Here is a 25,996-nt window from a genome sequence, read left to right on the forward strand (position 1 = left end):
GAGGTGGCAGCATGGCTAAGAACCGTACAGGCCGCGTAGGCGAACAGATTAAGAAGGAACTCAGCGTCCTCATTCAAACGGAAATGAAAGATCCGCGGATTGGTTTCATTACCGTAACAGGCGTGGATGTGACAAACGATTTGTCCCAGGCTAAAGTATATTTGAGCGTATTTGGGGATGAGGAGCAGAAGAGCTCCTCTCTGAAAGGTCTGGAGAAGGCCAAAGGCTTCCTCCGGTCCGAGCTCGGCAAACGGATTATGCTCCGGCATACCCCGGAACTGATCTTTAAAATTGATGAATCGATTTCATACGGCAGCCACATTGAGAAGCTGCTAGGGGATATATCTCACGAAGATAAATAAGAAGGTGACGGCCATGCAGACCCATGAACGGGAGCTCCAGGATGCCCACGCATTCCTGATGGAGCATGATGATTTCTTGGTAGTATCGCATGTACAGCCGGACGGAGATGCAGTCAGTTCCACCCTTGCGGTGGGCTGGCTTCTCTCATGTCTGGGTAAAAATTACGTGATGGTCAATGAAGGGCCGATTCCGCGCAGAATGTCTTATCTCTGGCATGCGGATCAGATCCTTGACTTGTCAGTGACTCCCCTTGAAACTACATACAAACATGTGATTTGTGTGGATTGTGCGGATTATCAGAGGGTGGGGCATACACAGAAATATTTTGCCAAGGATGCACTTATACTCAATATTGATCATCACCCGACCAACGATGCCTATGGGACCGTTAATCTTATTCATCCCCATGCGGCAGCGACGGCTGAAATTTTGCTTGACCTGGTTGAGTATATTGGAGTTGAGATGACAGAGGATATCGCCACAGCGTTGTATACGGGTCTGCTTACCGATACCGGAGGCTTCCGCTATTCCAACACAACACCTAAGGTCATGGCAGCAGCCTCCAAGCTGCTTCAGCACGGGGTGGATGGCCCAGGTCTGTCTGAGCTTCTCCTTGAGCAGCTTACCTATCCTCAGCTTCTTATCCTGACCAAGGCCTTGAACAAGCTTCAGATGAGTGAAGACGGGAAGATAAGCTGGGTAAGCATTACTCCCGAAGATATGCTGGAGACTGGTGCAGCCAACGAAGACCTGGAAGGCATCGTGAACTACCCGCGCAATATTCAGGGTGTGGAAGTAGGCATGCTCTTTAAGGTGATTAACGATCAGGCGGTGAAGGTAAGCCTGCGTTCTGCGGGCAAAGTGGATGTGGCCGCCGTGGCTCAGAGCTTCGGAGGAGGCGGGCATGTCCGTGCAGCCGGAGCCCGTATTGAAGGAACTCTGGAGGATATTATTCCACGGGTGTTAGAACGGGTGAAAGAGCAGCTATGAGCGAGTATGAAGGCGTACTGCCCATCCATAAACCGGCAGGGTTTACTTCACATGACGTGGTGGCCAAAGCGCGCGGCATATTGAAAATGAAGCGAATCGGCCACACAGGCACGCTCGATCCCCAGGTAACGGGAGTGCTTCCCCTCTGTCTTGGCCGGGCAACCCGTGTGGTTGAATATATGCAGGAGATGCCTAAGGAATATGAAGCTGCCCTTGTTCTCGGCATTGCCACAGATACCGAAGACCTCACCGGAGCTATAGTTCAGGAGACGGAAGAAGTTCAGGTCACTAAAGAACAGGTACTTGAAACGCTTCGGAAATTTACGGGTACGATCTCGCAGGTCCCCCCTATGTACTCCGCATTAAAAGTGGATGGCAAGCGTCTGTATGAGCTTGCGAGGGAAGGCAAAACTGTAGAGCGCAAGTCCCGCGAGGTGGAGATCTATGAACTGGAGTTGACCGGATTTGAGCCTGATCTTTCCAGGCCAACCATTTCTTTCCGTGCTCTTTGCTCTAAGGGAACCTATATCCGTACCCTGTGTGTGGATATAGGCCGGGAACTAGGGGTTCCGGCCTGCATGTCTGAGCTTAAACGGACGATGTCTGCCGGAATTCCGCTTTCCCGGTGCCTGACACTGGAAGAGGTTGAACTGTGTGTCCGCGAAGGGAATCTGCAGCAATATTTGATTCCTGTTGATCAGGCGGTCTCTCACCTGGCTTCCCATCAGGTGTCCGCTGAGAAGGTCAAAGCTGCACTTCAAGGCCAAAGGCTTAGCTGGACAGCCGTTAAGCCTCAGGTAATGGGGAACGAACCGATACGCTTGTATGATCCTGATGGCAATTTTCTTGGGATTTTCCACAAAGAGCCTGAATCAGGAGCCATTGCTGCGGTAAAGGTCTTTCTGCCAGGACTGTAACAGGCGGTGAGCCGAGTGTCCGGCTTGAACCTGAATGAACACCAGGGCGCTTGGTAGTTCGAAGTAAGAGTAATTTAGCGGAAAATGCAGGTGAGAAATTTGGAGACAGTACACATATCCTATCCACTATCCCAGGATATTATTGAACGATATTCAGGTCCGCAGGTGTTAGCGCTCGGGCAGTTTGACGGTGTGCACCTGGGACATGCCAGCGTGATTCAGATGGCGATTAAGGAAGGGGCCTCACAGGGAATTCCTGTTTCGCTGATGACCTTTCACCCTCATCCGAAAGAAGTTATGAAGAAGGGGGATTATGAGGGGTACCTGACACCAACCCGCGAGAAAGAAAATCTGCTTCGTTCCATGGGGGTTGATTATCTCTACGTCGTTGAATTCAATCACGAGTTCTCGAAGGTAAGCCCACAGGAATTCGTAAACGAAATGCTCTTCCCGCTGCGGATTCATGCGGCGGTTGCAGGCTTTGACTTCCGCTTCGGCCATAAGGGAGAAGGGGATGTTGATGTCCTTAAGCGTCTGGGGGAAGGGAGCTTCCAAGTCTATACGGTCCCTCCTTTTGTTATGGGCGGGGAGAAGGTTAGCAGTTCAGGCATCCGCAAGCTGCTTCAAGAAGGGGATATCGCTCTGGCCAATGAATGGCTGGGACGCCGGTATGCTCTGTCCGGAACGGTCATCAATGGGGAGAAGAGAGGACGCACCATCGGCTTCCCTACAGCCAATGTCGAGCTTTCCGAGCATTATGTCCTTCCCAGAAAAGGGGTCTATGCTGTAACGGTGGACTACGAGGGGAAAGTACTTCACGGCGTGATGAACATTGGTGTGAAGCCCACATTCCACAGCGGAGTCAGCAAGCCGTGGTTCGAGGTTCATCTATTTGATTTCAGTGGTGACTTATATGGCCGGACCTTAAGGGTTGAGCTTGTTTCTTACATCCGGGAAGAGCGCAAGTTCGGTTCGATCGAGGAACTGATCGCCCAGATCACCAAGGATGCAGACACAGCCCGCAGGCTGCTTGGAAGCCTTGGAACTGTAAGGTAGCTTCCGGTATTTGCATAAAGATCTGAGGCAGTATATAAAATGAACTTTAGACTTAACCGGTCTTATGCGGAGAGGCCGAGTGATTCTGAAGAAGCGGAGCGTCCGCCTTTGTCTCCGAAATGCCCCTACTTGGATATCTAGTTCCAGCATTTCGGGGGACAACAGCGGCCTTAAAGAACACTCGGCATCGCAGAGCCCCAAAAGGGTAACCTTCATAAGTTCATTTTATATTGATTATAAGTTTACTTTTGTTCCAGAGGTATGATATACTAATTAACGTTATTTGCAGGCATGGCCTGTGTGATGACTATAACCTTGGCTTGGTTGTTCGTTCTCACCGGCGGCAACGAGGCTGATGGCGATTATAATGAAGGAGGTGAAACAGGATGGCATTGACTCAAGAGCGTAAGCAACAATTGATCGACGAGCACAAAACTCATGAATCCGATACAGGATCACCTGAGGTGCAGATTGCTATCCTTACGGAAAACATCGTCAATTTGACGAACCATTTCCGTTCGCATAAGAAAGATCACCACTCACGTCGTGGTCTTCTGAAGATGGTAGGTCAACGTCGTAAACTTCTTGCTTATTTGAAGAAGAAAGACGTTCAACGCTACAGTGCGCTGATCGAAAAACTCGGCCTGCGTCGTTAATTTAATCTTGTTTAACACCCAAAGCAGCCTGGTTGCCGCCGGATGCGCTTAATCAAAGCGAATGGTGGCAGTCGGGTTGCTTTTTACGATAAAGCGTTTTCGTGAGGAGCAGCTCATCATCTAATGTAAGTCTGCTCCAGAACGGAGCTTTTTGTTCTCTATGATCATCATGAATCAGGGACAAGCAGGAGATAATGAGAGATATCCCGAACATATATTTTTAGGATGAAGACAAGGAGGAATCTCATGGAAAACCATGTGAAAATGCAGCTCGGAGGTAGACCCCTGACCCTCGAAACAGGCCGGCTTGCTAAGCAGGCTAATGCTGCAGTAACCGTTCGTTACGGGGATACGGTTGTCCTGTGTACCGTTACGGCTTCCAAAGAGCCGAAGGACCTGGATTTCTTCCCGCTGACGGTGAATTATGAAGAAAAGCTGTATGCGGTAGGGAAAATTCCAGGCGGATTTATCAAACGGGAAGGACGTCCAAGCGAGAAAGCCATTCTGGCCAGCCGTCTTACAGACCGCCCGATCCGTCCATTGTTCCCGGAAGGCTTCCGCAATGATGTACAGATCGTCAACTATGTAATGAGTGTGGACCAGGACTGCGAACCGGAAATTGCGGCGATGATCGGAACTTCCGCAGCACTCAGTATTTCTGACGTTCCATTCAACGGACCTATCGGCGGTGTTGCGGTTGGACGTGTTAATGGAGAGTTTGTCATTAATCCGGATATTGCCCAGCAGGAAAGCAGTGACATCTATCTTGTGGTAGCCGGAACGAAGGACGCCATTATGATGGTTGAAGCTGAAGCAAATGAAGTTCCTGAGGAAATCATGCTGGAAGCGATTATGTTCGGACATGATGAAATCAAGAAGATTGTGCAGACCATTGAAGAGCTGGTTCAGATTGCTGGCAAGCCTAAAATGGAAGTTAAGCTTCATGCTGTCAACGCAGACGTGAACCGGGAAGTTCGTGAATATGCGGCCGAGCGCTTGGTCGAAGCGGTAAAAGTGGCCGAGAAGCACGCACGTCAAGAAGCAATTGATGCGATTAATGATGAGACTGTGGCCTTTTTTGAGCAAAAGTACATAGAATCACTGGAGCTCTTAAAGGATGTAAAAGAAGTTCTGCATGATATCGTGAAAGAAGAAGTCCGCCGTTTGATCACACATGACAAAGTGCGTCCGGATGGTCGTAAGTTGGACGAAATTCGTCCAATTGAATGTGATATCAACCTGCTGCCTCGCACACACGGCTCCGGTCTGTTCACACGCGGCCAGACTCAAGCTCTCAGTGTATGTACACTTGGCGCCTTGGGAGATGTGCAGATTCTCGACGGGATCGATCTGGAAGAATCCAAACGGTTTATGCACCACTACAATTTCCCTCCGTTCAGCGTAGGTGAAGCGCGTCCGCTTCGTGCTCCTGGACGCCGCGAGATTGGGCATGGTGCGCTTGGTGAGCGTGCCTTGATGAAGGTCATTCCTTCGGAAACGGAGTTCCCATACACGATCCGTCTGGTATCCGAGGTTCTTGAATCCAACGGTTCCACATCTCAGGCAAGTATCTGCGCAAGCACACTGGCCATGATGGATGCTGGGGTGCCAATCAAAGCGCCGGTAGCCGGTGTAGCCATGGGTCTGATCAAAGATGGGGAGCATGTCTCCATCCTGACCGATATTCAAGGTATGGAAGATCATCTTGGCGATATGGACTTTAAGGTGGCTGGAACCAAGGAAGGCGTTACCGCCATCCAAATGGATATCAAGATTGACGGTATCGACCGCTCTATTCTTCAAAATGCGCTGGGACAAGCAAAGGAAGGCCGGATGTTCATCCTTTCCAAAATGATGGAAGTCATCCAAAAGCCAAAGGAAACTTTGTCGCCATATGCGCCTAAGATTCTGACCATGAACATCAACCCGGACAAAATCCGTGATGTCATTGGGGCCGGCGGTAAAATCATCAATAAAATTATTGAAGAAACCGGCGTAAAAATTGATATCGAGCAGGATGGACGTGTCTTCATCGCATCTGCCAACCAGGAAATGAATGAGAAAGCCCGTTCGATTATCGAAGGCATTGTTAAAGAAGTTGTCGTAGGTGAAATCTACACGGGTACGGTCAAGCGGATTGAAAAATTCGGGGCCTTTGTGGAAATTTTGCCTGGCAAAGACGGTCTGGTGCATATTTCACAAGTATCTACTGAGCGCGTGGCTAAAGTGGAAGATGTCCTGGCAATCGGCGATGTCATTACGGTGAAGGTAACGGAGATTGACCAGCAGGGCCGGGTTAACCTGTCCCGTAAAGCCGTACTTACAGCCGAAGCAGCTAAGTAAAATAAATAAAGAAAGCTCCCTTTGATAAGGGCTAGCATGAAAAAAGAGGCAGAGTGAAATTGTTCTGGCTCTTTTTTTGTCTTTCCATCCAAGTGAGGTGTACAGGCGCATAATCTGAAGGCTATTCACATATGATGAGGACAAACTGGTTTGGAAGGATGAGCCTGTATCATGGATCGGAAAAAAACAACGGTGATCATCGTAACACTAAGCTCTATTTTGGTGCTGGGTCAGCTAAGCGGAGTCCAGTCTTTTGTGGACCGATACGGGCCTGCCGCCAAGGGACAGTATGCTTTCGAGCTGTTTGGAAGCGGCCAGGAGGATGGGGCACTGCTCTCTATGATTAAAGCGGAAGCTGAAAAACGCAGAGTCCCTCCTGTTGATGCGGTGAACGACCGGGTCTGGAAAGCCATTCCCGGTTATAATGGCCTTGAGGTCGATATTGATAAGACCTACCAGCGGGCACTCGGTTTAAAGAAGGAATCCGCGGGAGGGAACTTAGCCGTAGATCAGATCCCATTTGTATATAAAGAAATTCCGGCCAAGATCACACTTGATGATCTGGGTCCTCTGCCGATATACCGGGGAAATCCCAACAAGAAGATGGTCTCTTTTATGATCAATGTGGCCTGGGGGAACGAATTCATCGTTCCGATGCTGAATACACTGGATGCGGCAAAAGTGAAAGCCACCTTCTTCCTGGATGGAAGCTGGCTGAAGAAGAACGTGGAGCTTGCAAAGGAAATTCAGAAACGGGGGCACCAGATTGAGAACCATGCCTATTCCCATCCAAATATGAGCCAGTTAAATGAGAGCAGAGCTACCCTGGAAATCACCAAAACCAAAGACCTGCTCAAAGAATCGCTGGGGGTAGACAATAAGTGGTTTGCTCCGCCTTCAGGAGATTTCAATCAGAACACGGTTCAGCTTGCTGCCGCTCAAGGTCTGAGAACGGTGCTCTGGACGGTTGACACGGTTGACTGGATGAACCCGCTTCCGTCCAGTGTGGTCACCAAGATTGGCAAGAAGGTAGAGGCAGGTTCTCTCATTCTTATGCATCCGACCAAGTCTTCCATGAATGCTCTTCAAGGCATGATTGACGTGGTTCGTCAGAAGGGGCTGCAGCTTGGCACCGTGGAGGAGACTCTGTCCCCGGCCCGGCTTGGCAAGCCGCAGAGTTGAGCATTTTGCCTTTTTTTGATAGGATAATGGTGCATTTATAGAACTTGATTATAACCGCCTAACGGTGGTATGGATGTTTAGGAGGGCCTATCGTGAGAAGATTACAGCTGAAAAACGGCCTTCGGGTGGTTTTGGAGAAAATCCCCACTTGCCGCTCCGTCTCGTTTGGCATATGGGTGAAGACAGGATCGCGCAATGAGACGGCGGGGATTAACGGGATTTCCCACTTTATTGAGCACATGCTGTTTAAAGGCACAGAACGCTTTAGTGCCAAGGATATAGCAGAGCAGTTCGATGCAATTGGCGGGAATGTCAACGCATTTACATCCAAGGAGTACACCTGCTATTATGCCAAGGTACTTGATGAGCATCTGCCCATCGCTGTAGATGTACTCTCGGACATGTTCTTCCGTTCATTATTTGATGAGGGGGAGCTGGCCAAGGAGAAGAATGTCATTTTGGAGGAAATCTCTATGTATGAGGATACTCCGGATGATATGGTGCACGATCTGGTGACCGAGGCAGCCTACGGGAGTCATCCGCTGGCTTATCCGATTCTCGGAACAGAGGAAAGATTGTCTGGAATGGGGCCCCGTGATCTCAGAGACTATATGAAAGAGAAATACACCATTTCGAATACGGTCATCAGTGTAGCGGGCAATTTCGACGATCAGTTGATTACCGAATTGCTTGAACACCATTTTGGCGCGTTCTCAGAAGAAGGCAGCCCCTCGGTCTTGGAAGCTCCTGATTTTCTAGGCGGACTTCGCTACCACAAGAAGAAGACTGAACAGAATCATATCTGTCTGTCCTTCCAGGGACTTCCGATCGATGATGACCGGCAGTATGCGATGGTTCTGCTGAACAACGCCCTCGGCGGCGGAATGAGCTCTCGCCTTTTCCAGGAAATCCGCGAGAAGCGCGGCTTGGCTTATTCGGTATATTCTTATCACAGCTCCCATGCGGACAGCGGATTGTTCACGGTTTATGCAGGAACGGCGCCGAAGCAGACCAAGGATGTGCTTGAGCTGACTAAGGAAATTCTGCATGAGACGGCCGTTAAGGGGCTTAGTGAGAGCGAGCTGAAGAAAGGCAAAGAGCAGCTAAAGGGCAGTCTGATCCTTAGCCTGGAGAGCATCGGCAGCCGGATGAACCGGCTGGGTAAGAACGAACTGATGCTCGGCAAGCACTACACACTGGATCAGATGATTGAGCGGATTGAAGCTGTGCAGATGAGTGACATTCGCTATGTGATTGACAAAATGTTTGAACATCCGTACTCCCTGGCTATGGTGGGAGGATCGGACAAGGTAATACATGGATTGAGGAGAGATGAACTTGTCGTATCTGGTACAAATTAACCGTCTTCCAGGCAATGAGGACGTGGAGCTTCCGATGAAAATGTCTGAGCTTGCTTCGGGTTTTGATCTGCATGCCGCAGTACAAGAACCCGTGGTTCTGGCGCCTGGTGAGCGTAAGCTGATCCCGACAGGAATCGCTATCGCGATGCCCGGTGGATTGGAGGCACAGATCCGTCCCCGCAGCGGACTGGCCTTTAAGCACGGGATTACGTGCTTGAATACTCCTGGGACTATTGACGCCGACTACAGAGGAGAAATTAAAGTCCTGCTGATTAATCTTGGAGAGGATGCTTTTGCTATCAACCGGAATGAGCGCATCGCCCAGATGGTCTTCCAGACGGTTCCCGAGGTGGAGCTGGAGCAGGTGCATCAGCTGGATGATACCATCCGCGGTGCGGGTGGTTTCGGACATACAGGGAAATAGAAGTTTATGGATGTTAAGAGCTTGCATGCCACGGTAATAACCTGGCTGCAGGCTTTTTTTGCTTTCGGGCTTAGACGGCTTTCACCCCTTTCCCGGCAGGTGCATAAGATGCTCTATATGTGCTGTTAGGAAAGGAGTGATCTCCTTCATGTTTACGGGGCTGACTATTGTGTTCCTCGGTGGAGATGCGCGCCAAATCGAAGTGATCCGCAAATGTGCGGAGCTTGATGCCAATGTGAGAATTGTGGGTTTCGACCAGCTTGAGGAGCCTCCAGGAGGCGTCACTCTGGAGACACTCACCACCGGGCTGCTTGCATCTGCAGACGTGATTGTGCTGCCGGTGGTTGGAAGTGACGAGAAGGGATCGGTCCCGGTTCATTTCTCCAAGGACCCGATTATTCTTCTTGAAGAACATTTTGCGGCAATGCCAAAGGATGTCATGATTTACACCGGTATGGCCAAGGAGTTCCTGCGCAGGCATACGGCCAAGTATGGGCTGCAGCTGTTTGAGCTGCTGGACCGCGACGATGTTGCGATCTATAACTCCATTCCAACGGCTGAAGGTGCGTTAATGATGGCGATCCAGAATACGGATATCACCATTCATGGTTCCAATTGTGTGGTGCTTGGACTTGGCCGGACCGGGTTCACTTTAGCCAGGAATTTGCAGTCATTGGGTGCGGTAGTTAAGACAGGAGTCAGGCGGCACGACCATTTCGCCAGGGCGGTTGAGATGGGCTGGAAGCCTTTTATGACAACGGATTTGGCCGACCAGGCCTCGGATATCGACTTGATTTTTAATACAATTCCGACTATGATAGTCACAGCGCAAATCATTGCACAGATGCCCCGCCAGGCAGTCATTATCGACCTTGCTTCTGCTCCCGGAGGAACGGATTTCCGTTACGCGGAGAAGAGAGGCGTCAAGGCGCTCTTGGCTCCCGGCTTACCCGGAATCGTCGCTCCTAAAACGGCTGGAATTATTATGGCAAATTGTATTTGTCAGTCGATCATGGAACAGAAGATACGGGGGGATGTTCAATGAACTTGCAGGGAATAACGGTAGGTTATGCCATAACAGGCTCACACTGCACATTTGCGGAAGTGATGCCTCAAATTCAGCGTTTGGTGGATAGCGGAGCAAACGTAATCCCCATTGTGTCACAGACGGTGATGACTACGGACACGCGTTTCGGTACTTCTGAGAGTTGGCAAAAACAGTTGAAAGATATTACAGGGAATGATATCATTTCTACAATTGTCGAGGCTGAACCGCTGGGTCCTTCCAAGCGGTTGAATGTGCTGGTCATTGCGCCGTGTACGGGCAATACTACCAGCAAGCTGGCGAACGCCATGACAGACAGTCCGGTCCTGATGGCGGCCAAGGCACAGCTTAGAACCGGCAGACCGGTGGTTCTGGCTATCTCCACGAATGATGGTCTTGGCTTCAATCTGGCCAACATCGCCAAGCTGATTGTAGCCAAAAATGTTTATTTCGTACCTTTCGGGCAGGACAATCCAACCGGAAAACCAAATTCGCTTGTATCCCGTATGGATCTGGTCCCTGAAGCGTGTTACGCAGCATTGCAGGGGCAGCAGCTCCAGCCTGTCATCATTGAACACTCACAGCAAGCCTGACTACTGTAATAATGACTTATTATATATAGTAACGATTAGAGAAGGGGAGACGTGCCAGATGAGTAAAACGAAATTGAATGTCGCGGTTGTAGGCGCGACGGGTGCTGTAGGAGAACAAATTATCGGACTATTGGAGAAGAGAGATTTCCCGATCGATAAGCTGAAGCTCTTATCTTCGGCCCGTTCTGCAGGAACCCGCGTGACTTTTAAGGGACAGGAGATTACCGTTGAAGAAGCTGGCCCGGACAGTTTTGAAGGAATCGACATCGCTTTATTCAGCGCAGGCGGAGATGTGAGCAAGGAGCTTGCTCCCCATGCTGTACGCCATGGAGCTGTAGCTATTGATAATACGAACGCATTCCGTATGGATCCAAATACTCCGCTGGTTGTCCCTGAGGTCAATGCAGACCAAATTGACGAGCATCAGGGAATCATTGCGAATCCGAACTGCTCCACAATCCAGATGGTAGCTGCACTAAAGCCGCTGTATGACCGTTACGGTATCTCACGCATTATTGTATCGACTTACCAGGCGGTATCCGGCGCGGGCAGCCGTGCTATCGACGAGCTTCACCGCCAGACTGGTGAAGTTTTGAACGGAAATGCGGCAAATCCGGATATTTTGCCTGTAGGTTCCCTTCCTGTGAAACATCAAATTGCTTTTAACGCGATCCCGCAAATTGATAAGTTCCAGGATAATGGATACACATTGGAAGAAATGAAGATGGTCCGCGAAACCAAGAAAATTCTGAACGATGAGTCCGTGCTTGTTACAGCAACCTGTGTCCGCATTCCGGTTGTTTATGGGCACTCGGAGTCTGTCTATGTGGAACTCAAGGAAGATTACAATCTGGATGAAGTCCGCTCTTTGCTCGATAATGCGCCAGGAGTAACTGTTGTGGATGACCCGGCTAACCAAGTGTACCCGCTTGCGACGGATGCCGCAGGGAAGAACGATGTCTTCGTTGGACGTCTCCGCCGTGATCTTACCAATGAGCGTGGTCTGAATCTGTGGATCGTGTCCGATAACCTGCTTAAAGGCGCCGCTTGGAATGCGGTACAGATTGCAGAGGTTATCGCTGCAAATAAATCGAAGTAACCCTATGTCATACGCTCCTTTCTTCGGATAGGTGGCGTATGTCTTCTTTTGACAACATACTGGAGGAATAGCAATGCGCATCATGGTGCAGAAATTTGGAGGCACATCTCTTGCAACTGCGGAAGCAAGGGAACATGTCGTACGTCATATCCGCAGAGAGCTGGAGACAGGATACCGTCTCGTCGTCGTTGTATCCGCCATGGGCCGGAAGGGAGACCCTTATGCGACGGACACCCTGCTGGAATGGGCAGCGGAGAATGGGGGGAATCTGCCGGTACGGGAGAAGGATCTGCTGCTGATCTGCGGTGAAATCATCTCTGCAACAACACTGTGCGGGCTGCTTGAACGGGAGTCGATCTCTTCTGTAGTTCTCACAGGAGCTCAGGCTGGATTCCGCACGGATGAGCAGTTCGGCAATGCACGCATTCTGGATGTGGTCCCGGCACGAGTACTCGATGAACTCAGCAGCAAGGATGTCGTGATTGTAACCGGCTTCCAAGGGCAGAGCTTAAACGGAGATTTCACAACCCTGGGCAGAGGAGGAAGCGATACTTCGGCAACCGCGCTGGGTGCGGCTCTGCATGCGGAGATTGTGGATATTTATACGGACGTTAATGGGATTCTGACAGCTGACCCCCGGATCGTAGAAGATGCTAAGCCGCTATCTTATGTAAGTTATGCGGAAATCTGCAACATGGCCCATCAAGGGGCCAAGGTCATTCACCCTCGGGCTGTAGAGATCGCTATGCAGTCCAGTGTTCCTGTACGTGTCCGCTCGACCTTCTCAGATAATGTGGGTACCCTGGTGGCAAATCCGGAAGGCTTCAAAGATGTTCAGACCGGCATTGTGGACCGTTTCGTGACGGGTATTGCCTATGTAAGCAACGTGACCCAGATCACGGTAGAAGCCGGCGAGCAGGGACCGCATCATCTTCAACTGGATGTGTTCAAGGCTATGGCTGAGAACTCCATTAGTGTGGATTTTATTAATGTAACCCCTGCGGGGGCAGTTTATACGGTATTTGACAGCGACAGCATCAAAGCGGTTGCCGTGCTTGAAGAACTTGGGTTCAAACCTAAGGTGTTGAATGGGTGTGCTAAGGTCTCGGTCATCGGTGGCGGCATTAACGGAGTACCGGGAATTATGGCCAAGATCGTTGAAGCCTTAACAGAGCATCATATCCAAATCCTGCAATCGGCAGATTCGAACACGACGATTTGGGTACTGGTTCACAAAGATGATATGGTTCAGGCGCTCCGTGCCCTGCATACGAAATTTGAGCTTCACCGGTAGTCGACGATATTCAGGCTGCATGCTTGTTAAATAATGAAGGCTTCATAACAATGCTTAAGGAGGAGTTAAGGTGGATTACGGAAGACTAATCACAGCCATGGTCACGCCATTTGATGAACAAGGGAATGTCAGCCTGGAACAAACGGCTAAGCTTATAGACTATCTGATCGAGGAACAAAAGTCGGATGCCTTGGTGGTATGCGGAACTACAGGAGAGTCTCCTACGCTCAACGATGAGGAGAAGCTGCAGTTGTTTGAATTCGCGGTCAAACATGCCGCGGGCCGTTGCAAAATCATAGCTGGAACAGGCAGCAACAATACGGCGCATTCGATCCATCTTACCGCTGAGGCTGAGAAGCTTGGTGTTGATGGAGTGCTTCTGGTTGTTCCTTATTACAGCAAGACCAATCAGGAAGGCTTATACCGGCATTTTGAAGCTGTAGCCGCTTCAACGAAGCTTCCGGTGATGCTCTATAATATTCCTGGCCGTTCAGTCATTAATATGACTGCTGAGACGATCCTTCGTCTGGCTGAAATTCCTAATATCACTTCGATCAAAGAATGTTCCTCGCTCGACCAGTTAGCCGAGGTAGCTGGCCTGGCACCAGAAGGTTTCAAAGTATATTCTGGCGATGATGCGGCTACACTTCCGGCACTTGCCGTTGGTGCATATGGAATTGTGAGTGTCGCGAGCCATTTTATCGGCGAGCCGATGCAGCAGATGATCCATGCCTACCTTGAGGGTGAGGCTGCTGAGGCAGCCAAGCTCCATCAGAAGCTCCTGCCTATTTTCAAGGGCTTGTTTGAATGCCCAAATCCTGTTCTCGTCAAATCCGCTCTGAACGAGCGGGGAATTGAAGTCGGCTCTGTTCGCCTTCCTCTTGTGCCACCGACAGACGCGGAAGCTGCCCGTCTGCGTGAAATTCTGTAGTCTTAGGACCGTTAAATCCGGTCTCAAAAGTTAAATAATTACGCGAATGTTAAAAACCGCTGCGCTCTTTCAGGCATCGGTTTTTTTGTTGTTGTGCAAGGTAACGTTAACGGGTGATCCTTGACTGACTTGTTTTTTGCCAATTTGATCATGTATAATGGGGTCAAGTGACTGGGTGCGGTATATTTTTGAATATTAATTATGTGCGGATTTGTTCTAAAGAGAATCTTTAGGATTTAGTTCAGTCTGCATAAATCGAAATGATACGACGTCCAATACATTTAGGAGGGTTAGATTCACTTGTCTAAAAAAAATAACATCGATAAACTAACGATCTTTGCACTGGGCGGCGTTGCAGAAATCGGGAAGAACATGTATGTGGTTCAGTATGCCAATGACATCGTTGTCATTGATGCCGGCCTTAAGTTCCCAGAGGAGGATATGCTGGGGATCGACATCGTAATTCCTGATATTACTTACTTAACGGAGAACCGTGATAAAGTAAGAGGCATTGTCCTGACTCACGGGCATGAAGATCACATTGGCGGATTGCCTTATGTTTTGAGGCATCTGAATGTTCCTGTGTACGGAACGAAGCTGACTTTGGGATTGGTGGAGAATAAGCTTAAAGAAGCCAACCTTCTCGGGGATACAAAGCGTATCCTGATCAACGCGGATTCGGAAATCCAACTGGGTTCAACACTGAAAGCCACTTTCTTTAAGACGAACCATAGTATTCCGGATTCCGTAGGCGTCTGCATCGAGACACCGGAAGGTAATGTTGTGCATACCGGGGACTTTAAGTTTGATCATACACCAGTCAATGGTCAATTTGCGGATTTGCAGCGTATGGCTGAAATTGGACAAAGAGGTGTACTTGCCCTGCTGTCCGATAGTACAAATGCGGAGAAACCAGGCTTTACGCCTTCGGAGAAGAATGTCGGCGTTGTTCTTGGAGATATCTTCCGTCAGGCACAGCAGCGTGTTGTAGTTGCAACGTTTGCGTCAAATGTCCATCGTATTCAACAGGTATTTGATGCCGCTTTCGCAACCGGCCGCAAGGTGACGGTTATCGGACGCAGTATGGTGAATGTGGTATCCATCGCATCTGAACTTGGATATCTGGATGTGCCGGATGGCATTCTGATTGAGCCTGAAGAAGTGAACAAGATGGCCAGCGACCGGGTTGTTATCCTGTCTACAGGAAGCCAAGGCGAGCCCATGTCAGCGCTGACCCGGATGGCCCGTTCCACACACCGCAAGGTTGACATCCTGCCAGGGGATACGGTAATTATCGCGGCTACACCGGTGCCAGGTAATGAGAAATATGTTGGACGCACAATTGATGAGCTGTTCCGTCTTGGGGCAGAGGTGATCTACAGCGGTTCCAACTCCGGGGTTCACGTCTCCGGTCACGGCAGCCAGGAAGAGCTTAAGCTGATGCTTAACTTGATGAAGCCGAAGTACTTTATACCTATCCACGGTGAGTATCGTATGCTTCGCAAGCACGCTCTGCTCGGGGAATCCGTTGGGATTTCGCGTGAGGATATTTTCCTGATTGAAATCGGGGATACGGTAGAAATCCAGAATGGCGTGGCACGCAAAGCCGGCAAGGTTCCTGCAGGCAATGTCCTCATTGATGGACTAGGTGTTGGGGATGTCGGCAACATCGTACTTCGTGACCGCAAGCTGCTCTCTCAGGATGGTATCTTAGTCGTAGTAGTTACGCTAAGCAAACAGGATGGCACGATCGTATCCGGTCCGGATATTATCTCCCGCGGATTTGTATATGTAAGAGAGTCGGAAGGTCTTCTTGAAGAAGCGAACCGCATCGTAACCAGCACCCTTGTACGGTTGATGAGTGAGAACGTCAATGAATGGGCTTCTCTAAAAACGAATGTGAAGGATGCGCTGGGCCGCTTCTTGTATGAGCAGACCCGCCGCAGACCTATGATTCTTCCAATTATTATGGAAGTATAATACAACTGATTAGACGGGCACACAGTCGCCCCCTTTCCTGCCGGTAATATTGGACGGTTCCTAGCGGGAAAGGGGGCTTTTCTATGCCCACAGCCGGGGGAAGATGGGCGATGCATAGGGTGGTAAAGGTTGGCGGCATACTACTCAGGAAGCTGTAGATCGTGCATACAGCAAACCAACAGAGCGGAAGGATGAAGATGATGTACAAACCGCAATTATCCCATGGTTATCCTGAGTTCCGGATGGAGCTTCCTCCACAGGAAGCCCCGGCTGAGAAGAAGCCCCCTGTCATTGATTATATTCAGCAGTTAGGACAAACCTCAGTTCCAGTAGCTGAGGTATCCAATCTTTATTGTCTTACCATAATCGGGCAGATTGAGGGACATATTGTGCTCCCACCCCAAAATAAAACGACCAAGTATGAACATTTGATCCCTCAGCTTGTCGCTGCTGAACAGAATAGGCAGATTGAGGGCATTCTGATTATCCTCAATACTGTTGGCGGAGATGTGGAGGCAGGACTTGCCATAGCCGAGATGATCGCTTCGCTATCCAAGCCTACAGTCACGGTGGTGATTGGAGGCGGACACAGCATCGGAGTGCCTATTGCGGTTTCTTCGGACTATTCTTTTATCGCGGAGAGCGCCACGATGACGATTCATCCGATCCGTATGACGGGTCTGGTCATTGGTGTACCGCAGACGTTCGAATATATCGAGAAGATGCAGGAGCGGGTGGTGCGGTTTGTGACTTCACACTCCAGAATCTCTGCGGAGCTCTTCAAAGAACTGATGTTTAAAACCGGAGATCTGAACCGGGATATCGGCACCGCTGTCGGAGGGGCGGATGCGGTGAACTATGGCCTAATTGACGGCCTTGGAGGAATTGGTGAGGCTTTGAATCACTTAAACAAACTTATTAAGGAGCGTAAAGAAGTTCAGGCAGGGGGCTTAACCCAATGACCCATTATACTGTTATCCCCTGGGAACTGATATGGGAAAATGCGGACGTGGAGGAGGTCTTCACCGAAGTAGAGATGGACGGAGTGCTTCTTCAGGTTCGTTTGGAAGCCGGCAGCAGGGCGACCATTGTCCGTATCCTTCGCGGGGGTTTAGAGGATTACCTGAATCCCTGTTATGCGCCCGGCCAGGAAATTGTCTACCTTCCTACACTCCTGAATCGACGCTAAGCGACAGCTTATTTCTATAGGTAGCCCCGGAGGATTATGGTATAATAATCTTCTGGGGGTGGTCCTTTTGGCCAGAAAAAGAAAAAAGAAAAAAGCCACACTGGGCAGTGTGCTGAAGTATGAAATCTACGGGATCATCCTGATCACATTATCAATTATCGGACTTGCTGGAGAAGCCGCTGTTGGACATACATTGTTTAAGATGTCCGCGATGGTGCTTGGCAAGTTTTACTTTGTCATTCCCCTGATAGGAATATATGTAGGACTTACCGTAATGATTCACCGGAAGTGGCCATCCAAATGGAGCTCAAGACGAACCGGTGGAGTTCTCCTCGTTCTTGCTTTTACATTGATGAGCACGATTTCGGCTATGCAGACCAAGCTTGCTCCTGTGCTGCCTTTGACTCCGACTAATATCTTACGTCAGATTCACCATGATCTTCAGTTTGCGCTGACCCAGGTAGGTACGGGAGTAGCGTCCATGTTCAATTTGGATATTAGCGGAGGTTATGTTGGGGCGCTGGAATTTATCTTGCTTTATGTTCTGTTTGGGATCACGGGAGCCAAATTAATGATGCTGGTGATGTTTGCGATCAGTTTCATGTTAATTACGAACTTATCCTATGTTGAGCTGTTTAGTATCATTAAAGATCGTACAAGCCGCACGGCTGCACTTCTAAGCAAGAAGTATCGGCTGCTTCGCCCAACCCCGGTTGCTCAAGGCACCAAATCTAAGGAACGGCCGGTCAAAATTACCCCTGCTGTTGATGAGATGGAGGAAGATGAGGATCACTTCCCTGAGCAGGAACAGGAGCGCGTTCGCAAGAAGCCGGTGTTCTTCCAACTGCTCGGATTTAAGGAGAAGAACAAGCAGGAAGATTCAACAGCTGCAGAGAACGGGACATCTGGGGATGCGCCTGAGGATGTGGACTGGGACGGGGTGTATACCTCGGGTGATGCGGGGCCGTCTCCTCTAGAAACGGAGACCGCCAATCAGAATCAGGAGCCGAGTCTCATCATCCGGGACTTCTTTGACCAGATTAAACGCGAAGATGTCCGGGAGGAAGACAAGGACGACCAGACGGCAGACATGGATGATAGGGAAGATTCCCATTCCTACACTCCATTTGATCCGGACGCTGTCGGATCGCCCTCTGCCCATGCGGAAGAGGGGCCTGAGAACGGCGATTTGCCGGGTGCGGCCCAAGACCTTACCCCTATTCCCACACCACCTCCGAAGCCTGTACCCAAGCCGTACAAGCTTCCTTCCTTTAAACTGTTGTCTAAAGGCGTAAGCGGAGCCAAAGCAGGAGATCAGGCGGATTATATGCAGACGGCCCGCAAGCTCGAGGCTACACTTGAGAGCTTTGGGGTACGTGCCAAGGTGCTCGAGGTAGTCCGGGGTCCGGCAGTAACCCGTTATGAAATCCAGCCTGATATCGGGGTTAAGGTAAGCCGGATTGTGAACTTAACGGACGATATTGCGCTTGCTCTTGCGGCTAAGGATATCCGGATGGAAGCGCCTATCCCGGGTAAATCGGCGATTGGAATTGAGGTTCCAAACAGCGAGGTGTCGGTGGTCACCATGCGGGAGGTAATGGAAACACCAACCTTCCAGGATGCGGAGTCCAAAATGTCCATTGCGTTCGGAAGGGATATTTCAGGTCAGACGATCGTTGGCAATTTGGCCAAGATGCCCCATCTCCTCGTTGCCGGTGCCACGGGTTCAGGTAAATCCGTGTGTATTAACGGCATCATCACAAGCATTCTGTATAAAGCCAAGCCGGATGAGGTTAAATTCCTCATGGTAGACCCGAAGATGGTTGAACTTAATATGTATAACGGAATTCCCCACCTGCTGGCTCCTGTCGTCACCGACCCCAGACGGGCTTCGCTGGCTTTGAAGAAGATCGTTGTCGAGATGGAGAAGCGCTACGAGATGTTCTCCAAATCAGGGGCACGTAATGTTGAGGGGTATAACAATATGATGAAGGACAATCCGGCAGCCGTTCTCCCTTATATTGTAGTCATTGTTGACGAGCTTGCCGACTTGATGATGGTGGCCGCCAATGATGTGGAGGATGCTATTGCCCGTCTGGCCCAGATGGCGCGGGCGGCTGGAATCCATTTGATTATTGCGACTCAGCGCCCTTCTGTAGATGTTATCACAGGGGTGATTAAGGCGAATATTCCATCACGTATTGCGTTTGGCGTGTCTTCGCAGGTTGATTCCCGGACGATTCTGGATATGGCGGGAGCTGAGAAGCTCCTGGGACGCGGCGACATGCTCTTCATGCCGATGGGCGCTTCCAAGCCTATTCGTGTACAGGGTGCGTTTATGAGTGATCAGGAGGTTGAAGCCATCGTTGATTATGTCCGCGGTCAAGCGGAAGCGGAATACGATGAGACTTTAATCCCTGAAGTGGACGACTCTGTCCAAGAACCTGAGGAGCAGCTTGATGAACTGTATGATCAGGCGGTTCAAATTGTGCTGGAGGCGAAGCAGGCTTCCGTCTCCCTGCTTCAGAGACGCATGAGGGTAGGATACACACGTGCGGCTAGATTAATTGACTCCATGGAAGCTAGAGGCGTTGTAGGGCCATATGAAGGAAGCAAGCCGAGGGAAGTGTTAACCTCTATAGAGCAGTACAAACAGCAGAATAGAGTGAGCTCATAGGCTTGTATATCTAAGTTAGAGTGCGCATGAAGATGCGCGCTCTTTTTTGGCATATTCTTTATTTGCGAGAGCAGGGCCTAAGTCAGTGCATAGGAAAAGGCAGCTGTTGTCATACTAAAGTTACCATCTTACCAAACAAGAGAAAGGCGGACTTGACGTATGAACAACAAGAAAATCTGGTTGACAGCCGGGTTGGTCTTTTTATTGGTTTGCACCCTGTATGGAACCTACCAGCTTAGAAAGACAAATATGACACCGGCTGCGAGTGACAAGCAGGAGAACACCCTCCCGGCATTCAGCTCCCAGGTGATTAAGCTGGGGTCGTTCGGGCAGGATGTATATGAGCTGCAGGGCAGGCTTGCCTTCCTGGGATATTATCATGGGGAGCTTGACAGCCATTTTGGTGAAACCACCAAAAAAGCTTTGAAATGGTTCCAATCCGAATTCGGAATGACTCCGGATGGCTTGGCTGGTGCGAAAACAAAGCTGATGCTGTACAATGCGACCAAGGATTGGGTGCCGAAGGCGTCCTCCTACAATCCGAATCCAGACCAGAATACAAATGAGAATACGGAAGAGCAAAATGCGGGCAACAATCAGACAGGCAAGAACACAAGTAATAATGAGAGCAGCACAAGTAATAAGGAAAGCAACACGGGTGAGCTTTCTTCTTCCAACCCGCTTGGGCTTTCGGAGAATGACCTGAAGATTATGGCAAACGCGGTAAACGGAGAAGCCCGTGGGGAACCCTTTGAAGGACAGGTTGCAGTGGCCGCGGTTATTTTAAACAGGGTAAAATCCCCGAGTTTCCCGAATACCGTATCGGGTGTTATTTTTCAACCCGGTGCCTTTACAGCCGTGGCAGACGGACAGATCTGGCTTGAGCCGAACGAGTCATCACGAAAAGCTGTAAGGGAGGCCTTGAACGGCATGGACCCGTCCGGAGGATGCCTGTATTATTTTAACCCGGAAACGGCTACATCGAAATGGATCTGGACAAGACCCCAGATCAAAACGATCGGCAAACATATTTTCTGTATGTAAAAGTAAAGCTTGACAACGAAGAGCAGCTCAGGGTCCCCCTGGTTGCTTCTTTACTTTGGAATGGTATAGAATGGATTTAAATTTGCCGTTATTATGCAGATGATGTGACAATATACTTCATCAACAGTCTCTCGTAAAGGGGTTTTGTCCTTGAATAAGATTTTGTTTGAGCGCGGAAGCGTAAACCATATCCGAATTCATGTAATGCCGACAAAAAGGTTTAAAACGTTTGCGATTTCTGTATATGCCGGGATTCCCCTTGAAGAAAAAACGGTGGCAACAACCGGTCTGATTCCGTTTGTTCTCCGCAGAGGTACGGTGTCCTATCCGGAAACGACACAATTCAGGGAGCGGCTTGAGAATCTGTATGGCGCCGGCTTCGGTTTCGATATTTACAAGAGAGGCGATCACCAGATCGTGCAGCTCCGCATGGATACGATTAATGACAGCTTTGTACAGAGTAATGAATCGTTATTGGAGCAGTCCTTCTCCTTTCTGGGAGAAGTGCTGACTGAGCCGGTAACTGAGATTGGAAGCTTCCGTGCCTCTTATGTAGCAGCAGAGAAGGAGACCGTTCGTAAGAAGCTGGAATCGATTATCAATGACAAGATCCGCTACGCGGCCGAGCGCTGTCTCGAAGAGATGTTCCGGAATGATCCTTACCGTCTGCATCCGCTTGGCAGCAGGGAAGAGTTGGCCGCCATTACACCGGAAAGCTTGTATTCCGCCTTTGGCAGCTGGGTGGAGAATGCGAATCTGGATCTCTATGTGGTCGGGGATACAACGCTTGAAGAAGTTACCCAGCTTGTGGAAAAGAGCTTTAAGATCAAACGGACGGAAGCCAGACAATACACCCCAACGAATGTGAGCTTTGAGACAGGGGATGTGCATACGGTCGAAGAGCGTCTTAACGTGAATCAGGGCAAGCTGAATCTTGGACTCAGAACCTCGATTACATACGGGGACGACAAGTATGCTACCGCCTTGCTGTATAATGGCGTTCTTGGCAGTTATCCGCATTCCAAGCTGTTCATTAATGTGCGGGAGAAGGAAAGCCTTGCTTATTACGCCTCCTCAAGATATGACGGTCATAAAGGCATGGCGACGATCCAATCCGGGATTGAAATTGCCAATTATGAGAAGGCGCTTGAAATTATTAAAAATCAGCTTGAGGCTATGCGCCAAGGGGAAATCAGTGATTTGGAGCTGAATCAGACGAAAGCGATGATTCGGAATCATATTGTGGAGATGCAGGATTCCGCTTTTGAGATGATCGCTTATGATTTTAACAGGGTCATTTCAGGTAAGGAACGCAGCCCGGAAGAGCTGTTGGCCCAAATAGAGCAGGTTACAGCCAGCGATGTGAAGGAAGCGGCTCAAACGTTCCACTTAAATACGGTATACTTCTTAAAAGGCGAAAAGGAGGAATAGGCTGTGGACAAAATTCATTACGAACAGCTTCAAGAGACACTGTATCACGAAGTCATGGATAACGGACTTCAAGTCTACGTCCTTCCGAAGCCGGGCTTCAAGAAGACCTATGCCACGTTTACAACTAAATACGGCTCTATAGATAATCATTTCCGGGTGGAGGGGCAGGAGGAAATCTCCGTGCCTGATGGAATCGCCCATTTCCTGGAGCACAAAATGTTTGAGGAGCCTGAAGGTGATATTTTTGCCACGTTTGCCTCTCAAGGCGCTTCAGCCAACGCGTTTACCAGCTTCGATCAGACCTCTTATCTGTTCTCGGCTACTGAGAATATCCCGGCTAATCTGGAGACCTTGATTAATTTCGTTCAAAACCCTTATTTCACAGACCAGAATGTGGAGAAGGAAAAAGGAATTATTGGCCAAGAGATCGGGATGTATGCGGATAATCCGGATTGGCGTGTATACTTCGGACTAATCGAGGCGATGTATAAGACGCATCCGGTTCATATTGATATCGCAGGAACGGTGGAGTCGATTGGTACGATTACCAAGGAAACTTTGTACACTTGTTATAACGCCTTTTACCATCCAAGCAATATGCTGCTCTTCATCGTTGGAGGAGTGGAGCCTGAGGAAGTATTTGAGCTGGTAAGAACGAACCAAGCGAAGAAAAACTATCAGCCGCAGGGTGAGATCGATCGCCTGTTTGAGGATGAGCCTGCAGGAGTAAATGAGCGCCGCCGTGTTACCCGGCTCCCGGTATCACTTCCGAAGTGTCTCTTCGGGTTCAAAGAAACCCGCCTAGGGATTACGGGGGAAGAACGAGTCAAGCAGGACCTGACCACCAAGCTGGTGCTGGATCTGCTATTCGGTTCAAGCACGGAGCTGTATCAGAAGCTGTACGATATGGATCTGATCTCAGACAGCTTCGGCCACGAGTATAACAGCGATCCGAACTATGCCTTCTCCGCTATAGGAGGAGATACCCGTGATCCGGATGAATTGCTCCGCGTGGTGACTGAGGAGATCAATACATTGATGGAAGCCGGATTTAAGGCAGAGAATTTTGAAAGGGCCCGCAAGAAGAAGATCGGCGGTTATTTGCGGATGATGAATTCTCCGGAGAATATTGCCCATGAGTTTACCCGCTATCGGCTGCGGGGTGGGGACTTTTTTAACGTGCTTCCGCTTTATGAGTCGATCACGCTTGAAGATGTCAATCAGCGCCTGAGAGATCACATTAATTGGGATCAGCTGGCGGTGTCGCTTGTGGTGAGTCCGGAATGATTTTGGAAGCTGGGAGAGAGAAGAGCATCAAGAATATGACCGTATTAATTACGGGAGCAAGTCGGGGAATTGGCGCGGCCATTGCTGAACGATTTGCCATGGAAGGATTAAGTGTGATTATCCACTATGGCAAGTCCCATGAGAAAGCGAATGAAACCGCCCGCAAATGTTTGGCACATGGAGTAAAGGTACTTACCCTTAGTGCTGACTTAAGATCGAAGGATGATATCCTGCGGATGAAAGAGAAGCTGGATGACCATGGTCTATACCCGGATATTCTGGTCAATAATGCAGGAATTGCCGGGTATGGCATGCTGGAGGACTTAACGGAAGAGCAGTGGGACGAAATGATGAACGTGAATTTAAAAGGTGTTTTTCTGTGTACACAGACATTTATGCCTTTTATGATTCGGCAGCGGTTTGGAAGAATTATTAATGTATCCTCAATTTGGGGGATGTCGGGAGCGTCCTGTGAGGTTGCTTATTCTGCGGCCAAAGGTGGCGTGAATGCATTCACCAAGGCGCTGGCCAAAGAGTTGGCCCCTTCGATGGTTACCGTGAACGCTGTAGCTCCGGGTGCGGTCCGCACGGATATGATGAACAGCTTTGAGGAATCTGAGATCCGCCGGCTGGAGGAAGAGATTCCGGCCGGCCGGCTTGCTGACCCAGATGAGGTTGCCTCGCTGGTGTATTTCTTGGCTCTTCCCGAATCAAGCTATATTACAGGACAGATTATCAGCCCTAACGGGGGCTGGATTACATAATCATATCCAGCCGCCGCATTGCATAATTAGGTTCCAAGAATCACATATTACAACTGTTGATCTTAAATCTTAACGCAGTGCGAAGGAGGATTTATCATGTCAACAGTGCTGAGCAATTTCGATTCATGGAAGAAGTTCCTTGGTGACAGGGTGAAACATGCGGAAAGAGCAGGTCTAAGTGAGGACAGCATTTCCAACTTGGCCTATGAAATCGGCGGATTTCTTGAAGAGAAGGTCGATCCTCAGAATGCGTCCAACCGGGCTCTCAAAGAGATCTGGGATGTTGGTAATGAGGAAGAGCGCAGAACCATTGCCCGATTGATGGTGAAGCTTGCCAAGAAATACTCGTAGTTCAGCATTGGAAAAGCTCCCATTTGGGGGCTTTTCTGCCATATACTGAGCTGCACTTGCCTTTCAATTTTATTTTATATATCATTAACAAGTATATGTGTTCAATCCAAGATGGTTAGGAAATGAGCCATCGTTTTTGGCTGTTTTTAGCGATTGATGTAGAGATGGCAGGATTTGAATTAGGTTTTGTCGAAATATGCAGCAGTATGGATAGGGAGAGGTGAAGCCGGTTGAAACAAACTCAATGGTACATGGAGTACAAAATACATAGAAATCGGCCGGGACTTTTGGGGGATATTGCATCCATGTTCGGTATGCTTGGAGTAAATATCCTGACGATTAACGGGGTAGAAGGACAGACCCGCGGTATGTTGTTGGAATGTGAGGATGACGAGAAGATTGCGCTTCTGGGCCAGATGCTTGCGAAGGTAGAGAGTATCACGGTGCTAGCTTTGCGTAGTCCAAGGCTTGTGGATATTTTGGCTGTGAGACACGGCCGTTATATAGATAGGGACAGCGACGACCGTAAAACCTTCAGGTTTACCCGCGATGAGCTTGGGTTGCTTGTTGACTTTTTGGGTGAATTATTTAAGAGGGATGGACATCAGGTTATTGGCCTGAGGGGTATGCCCCGAGTGGGCAAGACGGAGTCGATTATCGCTGGCAGTGTGTGTTCGATGAAAAGATGGACATTTGTCTCGTCAACCCTGCTGAGGCAGACGGTTCGAAGCCAGTTGTCTGAGGACGAGAACAATCCTAACAACGTGTTTATTATCGATGGGATCATCAGCACGATCCGGTCCAACGAGAAGCATTACCAGCTGCTTGAGGATATCATGTCCATGCCTTCCACGAAGGTTATTGAACATCCGGATATTTTCATTAAAGAATCCAAGTACGAATACAGTGATTTTGACATTATTATTGAACTTCGAAACAATCCGGAAGAGGAAATCGTGTATGATACGTTCACCACACTCTATTCGGTTGATGAATAACAGCTTGATCAAATATTTACA

Annotated in this window: 24 protein-coding genes; all 24 read left to right on the top strand. The window is 49.4% G+C overall.

What is annotated here, in order from left to right; all coding sequences use genetic code 11:
- Window positions 1–11 precede the first annotated feature (11 nt).
- Window positions 12–362 carry a 30S ribosome-binding factor RbfA gene (gene rbfA, locus KJS63_RS08805; RefSeq protein ID WP_068619251.1) on the top strand — a complete coding sequence of 117 codons (351 nt, stop codon included), beginning with the start codon at window positions 12–14 and terminating at the stop codon, window positions 360–362.
- Window positions 363–375: 13 nt separating this feature from the next.
- Entirely contained in the window at window positions 376–1,353 is a 978-nt protein-coding gene (locus tag KJS63_RS08810) for a DHH family phosphoesterase (RefSeq protein ID WP_213618770.1), read from the top strand.
- Complete coding sequence (gene truB / locus KJS63_RS08815) at window positions 1,350–2,270, top strand: tRNA pseudouridine(55) synthase TruB (RefSeq protein ID WP_213618771.1); 921 nt, start codon at window positions 1,350–1,352, stop codon at window positions 2,268–2,270. The genes KJS63_RS08810 and truB overlap by 4 nt, the downstream gene beginning before the upstream one ends.
- A 99-nt stretch (window positions 2,271–2,369) precedes the next feature.
- Window positions 2,370–3,326 carry a bifunctional riboflavin kinase/FAD synthetase gene (locus tag KJS63_RS08820; RefSeq protein WP_213618772.1) on the top strand — a complete coding sequence of 319 codons (957 nt, stop codon included), beginning with the start codon at window positions 2,370–2,372 and terminating at the stop codon, window positions 3,324–3,326.
- A 386-nt stretch (window positions 3,327–3,712) separates the two neighbouring features.
- Complete coding sequence (gene rpsO, locus KJS63_RS08825; RefSeq protein WP_068619245.1) at window positions 3,713–3,982, top strand: 30S ribosomal protein S15; 270 nt, start codon at window positions 3,713–3,715, stop codon at window positions 3,980–3,982.
- A gap of 246 nt (window positions 3,983–4,228) precedes the next feature.
- Window positions 4,229–6,325 carry a polyribonucleotide nucleotidyltransferase gene (gene pnp, locus KJS63_RS08830; RefSeq protein ID WP_213618773.1) on the top strand — a complete coding sequence of 699 codons (2,097 nt, stop codon included), beginning with the start codon at window positions 4,229–4,231 and terminating at the stop codon, window positions 6,323–6,325.
- A gap of 171 nt (window positions 6,326–6,496) precedes the next feature.
- Complete coding sequence (locus KJS63_RS08835) at window positions 6,497–7,507, top strand: polysaccharide deacetylase family protein (RefSeq protein WP_213618774.1); 1,011 nt, start codon at window positions 6,497–6,499, stop codon at window positions 7,505–7,507.
- A gap of 92 nt (window positions 7,508–7,599) precedes the next feature.
- Window positions 7,600–8,868, top strand: a complete 1,269-nt coding sequence (locus KJS63_RS08840) for a M16 family metallopeptidase (RefSeq protein WP_213618775.1) — start codon at window positions 7,600–7,602, stop codon at window positions 8,866–8,868.
- Window positions 8,840–9,292 carry a dUTP diphosphatase gene (gene dut, locus KJS63_RS08845; protein WP_213618776.1) on the top strand — a complete coding sequence of 151 codons (453 nt, stop codon included), beginning with the start codon at window positions 8,840–8,842 and terminating at the stop codon, window positions 9,290–9,292. The genes KJS63_RS08840 and dut overlap by 29 nt, the downstream gene beginning before the upstream one ends.
- 148 nt (window positions 9,293–9,440) lie before the next feature.
- Window positions 9,441–10,337 carry a dipicolinate synthase subunit DpsA gene (gene dpsA / locus KJS63_RS08850; RefSeq protein WP_068619237.1) on the top strand — a complete coding sequence of 299 codons (897 nt, stop codon included), beginning with the start codon at window positions 9,441–9,443 and terminating at the stop codon, window positions 10,335–10,337.
- On the top strand, window positions 10,334–10,930 hold the full coding sequence (locus tag KJS63_RS08855; protein ID WP_213618777.1) for a dipicolinate synthase subunit B: 597 nt from the start codon (window positions 10,334–10,336) through the stop codon (window positions 10,928–10,930). Before dpsA ends, KJS63_RS08855 begins: the two co-directional genes overlap by 4 nt.
- Before the next feature lie 58 nt (window positions 10,931–10,988).
- Entirely contained in the window at window positions 10,989–12,029 is a 1,041-nt protein-coding gene (locus KJS63_RS08860) for an aspartate-semialdehyde dehydrogenase (RefSeq protein WP_213618778.1), read from the top strand.
- 73 nt (window positions 12,030–12,102) lie between these two features.
- Window positions 12,103–13,323 carry an aspartate kinase gene (gene dapG / locus KJS63_RS08865; RefSeq protein ID WP_213618779.1) on the top strand — a complete coding sequence of 407 codons (1,221 nt, stop codon included), beginning with the start codon at window positions 12,103–12,105 and terminating at the stop codon, window positions 13,321–13,323.
- A gap of 70 nt (window positions 13,324–13,393) precedes the next feature.
- Window positions 13,394–14,254: a 4-hydroxy-tetrahydrodipicolinate synthase gene (dapA, locus tag KJS63_RS08870; protein WP_213618780.1), complete on the top strand. Its 861-nt coding sequence runs from the start codon at window positions 13,394–13,396 to the stop codon at window positions 14,252–14,254.
- A gap of 300 nt (window positions 14,255–14,554) precedes the next feature.
- Window positions 14,555–16,234: a ribonuclease J gene (locus KJS63_RS08875; protein ID WP_213618781.1), complete on the top strand. Its 1,680-nt coding sequence runs from the start codon at window positions 14,555–14,557 to the stop codon at window positions 16,232–16,234.
- A gap of 242 nt (window positions 16,235–16,476) precedes the next feature.
- A complete protein-coding gene (locus KJS63_RS08880) occupies window positions 16,477–17,196 on the top strand; it encodes a ClpP family protease (protein WP_213618948.1) in 720 nt (239 codons plus the stop codon).
- Window positions 17,193–17,423 carry a YlzJ-like family protein gene (locus tag KJS63_RS08885; protein ID WP_213618782.1) on the top strand — a complete coding sequence of 77 codons (231 nt, stop codon included), beginning with the start codon at window positions 17,193–17,195 and terminating at the stop codon, window positions 17,421–17,423. The genes KJS63_RS08880 and KJS63_RS08885 overlap by 4 nt, the downstream gene beginning before the upstream one ends.
- Before the next feature lie 67 nt (window positions 17,424–17,490).
- Window positions 17,491–20,100, top strand: coding sequence for an FtsK/SpoIIIE family DNA translocase (locus KJS63_RS08890; RefSeq protein ID WP_244862538.1), 2,610 nt, complete (start codon window positions 17,491–17,493; stop codon window positions 20,098–20,100).
- 159 nt (window positions 20,101–20,259) lie between these two features.
- Window positions 20,260–21,144 (top strand): spore cortex-lytic enzyme, encoded by an 885-nt coding sequence (gene sleB, locus KJS63_RS08895; protein WP_068619225.1) that lies wholly within the window; start codon window positions 20,260–20,262, stop codon window positions 21,142–21,144.
- Window positions 21,145–21,294: 150 nt separating this feature from the next.
- On the top strand, window positions 21,295–22,575 hold the full coding sequence (gene yfmF, locus KJS63_RS08900) for an EF-P 5-aminopentanol modification-associated protein YfmF (protein WP_213618783.1): 1,281 nt from the start codon (window positions 21,295–21,297) through the stop codon (window positions 22,573–22,575).
- Window positions 22,576–22,578: 3 nt separating this feature from the next.
- A complete protein-coding gene (yfmH, locus tag KJS63_RS08905; RefSeq protein WP_213618784.1) occupies window positions 22,579–23,862 on the top strand; it encodes an EF-P 5-aminopentanol modification-associated protein YfmH in 1,284 nt (427 codons plus the stop codon).
- The gene (gene ymfI / locus KJS63_RS08910) at window positions 23,859–24,626 is read left to right on the top strand and encodes an elongation factor P 5-aminopentanone reductase (protein WP_244862539.1); all 768 of its coding nucleotides are present in this window, start codon (window positions 23,859–23,861) and stop codon (window positions 24,624–24,626) included. Before yfmH ends, ymfI begins: the two co-directional genes overlap by 4 nt.
- A gap of 96 nt (window positions 24,627–24,722) precedes the next feature.
- Entirely contained in the window at window positions 24,723–24,977 is a 255-nt protein-coding gene (locus tag KJS63_RS08915) for a DUF3243 domain-containing protein (protein WP_068619221.1), read from the top strand.
- Between the two features lie 230 nt (window positions 24,978–25,207).
- Window positions 25,208–25,975 carry a YmfK family protein gene (locus tag KJS63_RS08920; RefSeq protein ID WP_068619220.1) on the top strand — a complete coding sequence of 256 codons (768 nt, stop codon included), beginning with the start codon at window positions 25,208–25,210 and terminating at the stop codon, window positions 25,973–25,975.
- Window positions 25,976–25,996: the final 21 nt, after the last annotated feature.

This window comes from Paenibacillus sp. J22TS3, from assembly GCF_018403205.1.
GTDB classification, from domain to species: Bacteria; Bacillota; Bacilli; order Paenibacillales; family Paenibacillaceae; genus Fontibacillus; species Fontibacillus tuaregi.

What these genes read in the sequence shown, in the direction of transcription:
- rbfA (WP_068619251.1), top strand. Translation starts at nt 12, where the DNA reads ATGGCTAAGAACCGTACAGGCCGCGTAGGCGAACAGATTAAGAAGGAA.
- KJS63_RS08810 (WP_213618770.1), top strand. Translation starts at nt 376, where the DNA reads ATGCAGACCCATGAACGGGAGCTCCAGGATGCCCACGCATTCCTGATG.
- truB (WP_213618771.1), top strand. Translation starts at nt 1,350, where the DNA reads ATGAGCGAGTATGAAGGCGTACTGCCCATCCATAAACCGGCAGGGTTT.
- rpsO (WP_068619245.1), top strand. Translation starts at nt 3,713, where the DNA reads ATGGCATTGACTCAAGAGCGTAAGCAACAATTGATCGACGAGCACAAA.
- pnp (WP_213618773.1), top strand. Translation starts at nt 4,229, where the DNA reads ATGGAAAACCATGTGAAAATGCAGCTCGGAGGTAGACCCCTGACCCTC.
- KJS63_RS08835 (WP_213618774.1), top strand. Translation starts at nt 6,497, where the DNA reads ATGGATCGGAAAAAAACAACGGTGATCATCGTAACACTAAGCTCTATT.
- dut (WP_213618776.1), top strand. Translation starts at nt 8,840, where the DNA reads ATGAACTTGTCGTATCTGGTACAAATTAACCGTCTTCCAGGCAATGAG.
- dpsA (WP_068619237.1), top strand. Translation starts at nt 9,441, where the DNA reads ATGTTTACGGGGCTGACTATTGTGTTCCTCGGTGGAGATGCGCGCCAA.
- KJS63_RS08855 (WP_213618777.1), top strand. Translation starts at nt 10,334, where the DNA reads ATGAACTTGCAGGGAATAACGGTAGGTTATGCCATAACAGGCTCACAC.
- KJS63_RS08860 (WP_213618778.1), top strand. Translation starts at nt 10,989, where the DNA reads ATGAGTAAAACGAAATTGAATGTCGCGGTTGTAGGCGCGACGGGTGCT.
- dapG (WP_213618779.1), top strand. Translation starts at nt 12,103, where the DNA reads ATGCGCATCATGGTGCAGAAATTTGGAGGCACATCTCTTGCAACTGCG.
- KJS63_RS08880 (WP_213618948.1), top strand. Translation starts at nt 16,477, where the DNA reads ATGGAGCTTCCTCCACAGGAAGCCCCGGCTGAGAAGAAGCCCCCTGTC.
- KJS63_RS08885 (WP_213618782.1), top strand. Translation starts at nt 17,193, where the DNA reads ATGACCCATTATACTGTTATCCCCTGGGAACTGATATGGGAAAATGCG.
- sleB (WP_068619225.1), top strand. Translation starts at nt 20,260, where the DNA reads ATGAACAACAAGAAAATCTGGTTGACAGCCGGGTTGGTCTTTTTATTG.
- ymfI (WP_244862539.1), top strand. Translation starts at nt 23,859, where the DNA reads ATGATTTTGGAAGCTGGGAGAGAGAAGAGCATCAAGAATATGACCGTA.
- KJS63_RS08915 (WP_068619221.1), top strand. Translation starts at nt 24,723, where the DNA reads ATGTCAACAGTGCTGAGCAATTTCGATTCATGGAAGAAGTTCCTTGGT.